This is a genomic window from Geobacillus sp. (assembly GCF_017515625.1).
Classification (GTDB): domain Bacteria; phylum Bacillota; class Bacilli; order Bacillales; family Anoxybacillaceae; genus Geobacillus; species Geobacillus stearothermophilus.
Genome location: NZ_JAFWFM010000170.1, coordinates 1 through 4,323 on the forward strand (window position 1 = coordinate 1; position 4,323 = coordinate 4,323).

The 4,323-nt window shown below is 51.3% G+C and carries 3 protein-coding genes and 1 pseudogene; 1 reads left to right on the forward strand and 3 read right to left on the reverse strand.

The window, feature by feature from the left end; all coding sequences use genetic code 11:
- Window positions 1-361: 361 nt before the first annotated feature.
- The 3 genes from IKE44_RS09985 to IKE44_RS09995 all read right to left on the reverse strand — a co-directional run bounded on the left by IKE44_RS09985 (window position 362) and on the right by IKE44_RS09995 (window position 3,884).
- Window positions 362-2,314 (reverse strand): TRAP transporter permease, encoded by a 1,953-nt coding sequence (locus IKE44_RS09985; protein ID WP_033015129.1) that lies wholly within the window; start codon window positions 2,312-2,314, stop codon window positions 362-364.
- Complete coding sequence (locus IKE44_RS09990) at window positions 2,307-2,804, reverse strand: DUF1850 domain-containing protein (RefSeq protein ID WP_033015127.1); 498 nt, start codon at window positions 2,802-2,804, stop codon at window positions 2,307-2,309. The genes IKE44_RS09985 and IKE44_RS09990 overlap by 8 nt, the downstream gene beginning before the upstream one ends.
- A gap of 78 nt (window positions 2,805-2,882) precedes the next feature.
- Window positions 2,883-3,884 (reverse strand): TAXI family TRAP transporter solute-binding subunit, encoded by a 1,002-nt coding sequence (locus tag IKE44_RS09995; RefSeq protein WP_049626594.1) that lies wholly within the window; start codon window positions 3,882-3,884, stop codon window positions 2,883-2,885.
- Between the two features lie 159 nt (window positions 3,885-4,043).
- Here IKE44_RS09995 and IKE44_RS10000 point away from each other — a divergent pair.
- Window positions 4,044-4,163 (forward strand): annotated as a pseudogene (locus tag IKE44_RS10000) (IS701 family transposase); the annotation flags it as partial.
- Between the last annotated feature and the right edge of the window lie 160 nt (window positions 4,164-4,323).

Sequence of the window (4,323 nt, forward strand, 5' to 3'; positions counted from 1 at the left end):
GCGTGACGGAAGACCGAACAACGACTCGCTTCACAGACCCATTCATGGGTCTTTAAGCGGCGTTGTTCGGTCACTCGACAGTCGGATGCAATGACCGGCAAAGACGAAAAATGTTAAAGCTTTAAATTGCATCTATATAGCCATATTCTATCCTATTCGTTGGCTAACGCCAACCGACATTCATCTCCCACCTACTCACTGGGTTACACCCTTCGCGTTCCTTGAGGTGGGAGACTTCTTTCGGAAATCCGTTAAAATCAGCTCTTCTCTCACAACAGAAAACACCGATTGAGCGAAAATCATGGTTTTTCACCAGCCTTCTAGATGAGCGCCTGCCTTTCGGTTTGTTCAAATCAGACTTTTATGACGCCGTTTTCTGCGTCCGTTCCCGTCTTCCGGCTACATATTGAATGGCAAACATGGCAGCAAATAAGACCAATCCAACAATATCGCTGATTTTTTCTGGATAAATCAGCAGCAATCCTGTCACAACCGCCATGGCGCGTTCAAGAATGTTGAGTTTCCGGTACCAAAAGCCGATCATTCCCGCGCTGATGGCGAGCATGCCGATAAATGCCGAGAATACGACCCAAATCAAATACGGAACGGTCGTGTCAATCATGAGCAAGGCCGGTGAAAGCACGAACATGTACGGGATGATAAACGCCGAAATGGCGAGTTTCGTGGCGATGAACCCGGTCCGCAGCGGGCTTCCTCCGGAAATGCCGGCGGCCGCAAACGCCGCCAACGCCACCGGCGGTGTAATGTCGGCGACAATGCCAAAGTAAAACACGAACAAATGCGCAGCCAGCTCCGGCACGCCGGATGCGATGATCGCCGGCGCCGCGATCGTCGAAGTGATGACGTAGTTGGCCGTTGTTGGCGAACCCATGCCGAGAATGAGCGAAGTCAGCATCGTGAAAAAGAGCGTCAACAGCAAAACGCCGTTTGACAAATCGATCAAGCCGTTTGCCATTTTCAATCCAAGGCCGGTTTTCGTCACGACTCCGACGATGATGCCGGCTGCGGCGGTCGCCGCCGCCACGGACAGCGCGCTTCTCGCCCCGTCGACTAGCGCGTCAATGATGTCGCGCCACCCCAGCCGCGTTTCCTTTTTTAAGCCGCTGACGACAATGATCGCCACGATCGACCAGAGCGCCGCCCGCATCACGCTCATCCCGCTCATCAGCAGCAAAATGACAACGATGATCGGAACGAGCAAGTAGATTTTTCCGAGCACTTCTTTCCGGTTCGGCATTTCTTCCTCTGTCAACCCGCGCAGCCCGATTCGCTTCGCTTCAAAGTGCGTCATCATCCAAATGCCGGCAAAATATAGAATCGCTGGAATCGCCGCTGCTTTTGCGATCTCCCAATACGAAATGCCGCCGATAAACTCCACCATCAAAAACGCCGCCGCTCCCATGACCGGGGGCATGAGCTGGCCGCCGGTGGACGATGTCGCCTCCACAGCGCCGGCAAACTCTTTTCCATATCCGAGACGTTTCATCATCGGAATCGTAAACGCCCCGGACGTCACGACGTTCGCCACCGAGCTGCCGCTGATCGTTCCTTGCAGCGCGCTTGAGAACACCGCCACCTTCGCCGGACCGCCGATTCGCTTCCCGGCGACAACGAGCGCCAAGTCATTAAAATACTCCCCGACACCCGTTTTCACTAAGAAGGCGCCAAACAACAAGAAGACGAAAATGTATGTCGCTGACACGTACAGCGGCGTGCCGAAAATGCCTTCCGTCGTAAAAAACATCGTTTTGACGAGCCCTTCCAAATCAACGCCCCGATGAGCCAAAAATCCCGGCATATACGGCCCGAAATACGCATACAGCAAAAATAGCGAGGCGATGATCGTAATCGGCAGCCCGACCGCCCGCCTCGTCGCCTCAAGCACAAGCAGCACGGCGACCAAACCGACCGTAAAGTCAAGCGGCGTCATAATGCCGATGCGTTGGACGATGTCATCGAGCATCAGCGGCAAATATGCACCGACCCCGATCGACAACAGCGACAAAAGGATATTCACGATGCCGACGTCGGCGCGATGAAGATGTTTTTTCCGCGCCGGAAACAATAAAAAGATAAGCGACAAGGCAAACCCTAAATGGATCGACAATAAAATTTGTTTTGGAATCGTTTGAAAAATCGAAGCATATAACTGAAAGAGTGAAAATGAAAGCAGCCCGAAAAAGGCAATCCAGCCAAGCGGCCCTTTCAATTTGCGCGTCGCTGCTTCCGGATCATATTTTTCCAGCAATTGTTGCTGCTCCTCTGCGGATAGCTGTTCAAACTTCTCAGTCAAACAAGTTCACTCCCTTCCAGCATTGAACCAATGATAGTCGTGTCACCTTGATGCGGACAATGGAGCCGGGAGGGATGACTGTTTTTAATGTCACCATCTTCCCTTCATAAACGACGCGATGGTTGGCGACAACCCTCCCAATGCTCAACAAGATGGATGGAAATTTGCGCTCCATGCCGGTAATATAATATTTTCCATTCCGAAGCGTAAATATCTCCCCTGGCGCCGCGTTCGCCGGCATCCCGACCGCCGTATCCTCATAGGTGAGAGCGATTTGTTCAATCGTCCCGTCAGCCAACACCTTATACGTTTCCTCGACATCTGAACGGTGGATCGAATGCGTATAGCGAATCGCGAACGTATCCCCTTGAGAAATCGGGATATACGCAGCGACCCGGCCATCCTTTTCAAACGCCAGCACCTGGCGGAAAGGAAGGAAGAAGACTGCAACCGCCAGAAGTGCACTGACCGCTGCGAACCATTTTCGCATCAGCCGCCCCCCTTCGTGGCCGGCGAAAATAAGGAAGGGCTGGCGCCATGAACCCGGCCAGTCCTTCCCGTGACACCGTTATTCCGCTTTAACTCCTTTTTCATCAAAGTATTTCTTCGCCCCCGGGTGAAGCTCGATCGACATGCCATCCAGCGCATTTTCCAGCTTGATTTGCTGGGCTTTGGCATGTTTGACCTTATCCAAGTTTTCAAAAATCGCTTTCGTCACGTTGTAGACCGTGTCTTCCGGCAAATCCGCCCGAGCGACGAGCATCGCGCGCACGGCGACCGTCGGAACGGTTTCCGCTAGCTTATACGTCCCTTGAGGCACTTCATCTTTCGCATAGTACGGGTATTTTTCAATCAGCGCATTGATTTTGTCTTCAGCGATCGGCACAATCACAACGTCTTCCGTCGCTGACAAGCCTTCCACCGCTCCCGTCGGCGTTCCCGCCGTAATAAAGGCGGCATCAATCGTGCCATCTTGGATGCCGGAGACGGAATCATCAAACGACAAGTTGCGCACTTCAATATCATCAAACGTCATGCCGTGAACTTCCAAAATTTGCTCCGCATTTGCCCGCGTCCCCGAGCCCGCTTCCCCGACAGAAACGACTTTCCCTTTTAAATCCTCAACGGACTTAATGCCCGATTTTTTCGTGGTGACAATTTGAATCGTTTCCGGGTAAAGGGTCGCGATCCCTTTCACGCTTTCAATTTTCTCTTTAAACATTAATTTTCCTTCCGTCGCGTATGTCGCGATGTCAGTTTGCGCAAATGCAATTTCCGCATCGCCCGCATCCAAAATCGCCATGTTTTCCGCCGATGCCCCCGAAGTGATGGCATTGGCGTCGATGCCCGTTTCATCTTTGATAATATCGGCAAAGGCCCCGCCAAGCGGATAATACGTTCCGCCTGTCCCGCCAGTGGCAATGCTGAGGAATTTCACGTCGCCGCCTTGCTTCCCGTCGGCCCCTTCTTGCTCTGTCCCTCCATTGCCGTTACCGTTTCCACAAGCACCAAGCAACAGCGACAGAGAAAGAACAGTCATTGCGCGCGCAAACCACTTTCGCTTCTTCATCGTCATCATCTCCTTTGCTATTTTCGATTTCCCTTTATGACTGTAGATGAGCAAAATCACTAACATAAATTTACATCGAAACAAAAAAGGAGACATGAACCCGATTCCTTGGTTAGAATAGATGTGCTACCAAACCATTCACAAGGAGGTTCATGTCTAATGAATAGATTAGCACATCATCAAGGAATTCACAAGTTTTTCACGATGTTGGGGTTGGCCCTTTATTTTTCAAAACCTGTTATGAAGCATCTCGTTCATATCGTGGATGTGATGATCACGTAGGGCTTTTCGGGAAAACAGCTCCATGTGGCATAAAGGGTACCCTGTTTGTTTCTGGCTCTTCACCACAAGTTGTACTTGATCATTGAAGATCGGTGTGCATAGAGAAAATAGAGGGTACAAAAAATGCGAATTTTCCTGTATGGTAAAGGTGTCCAAA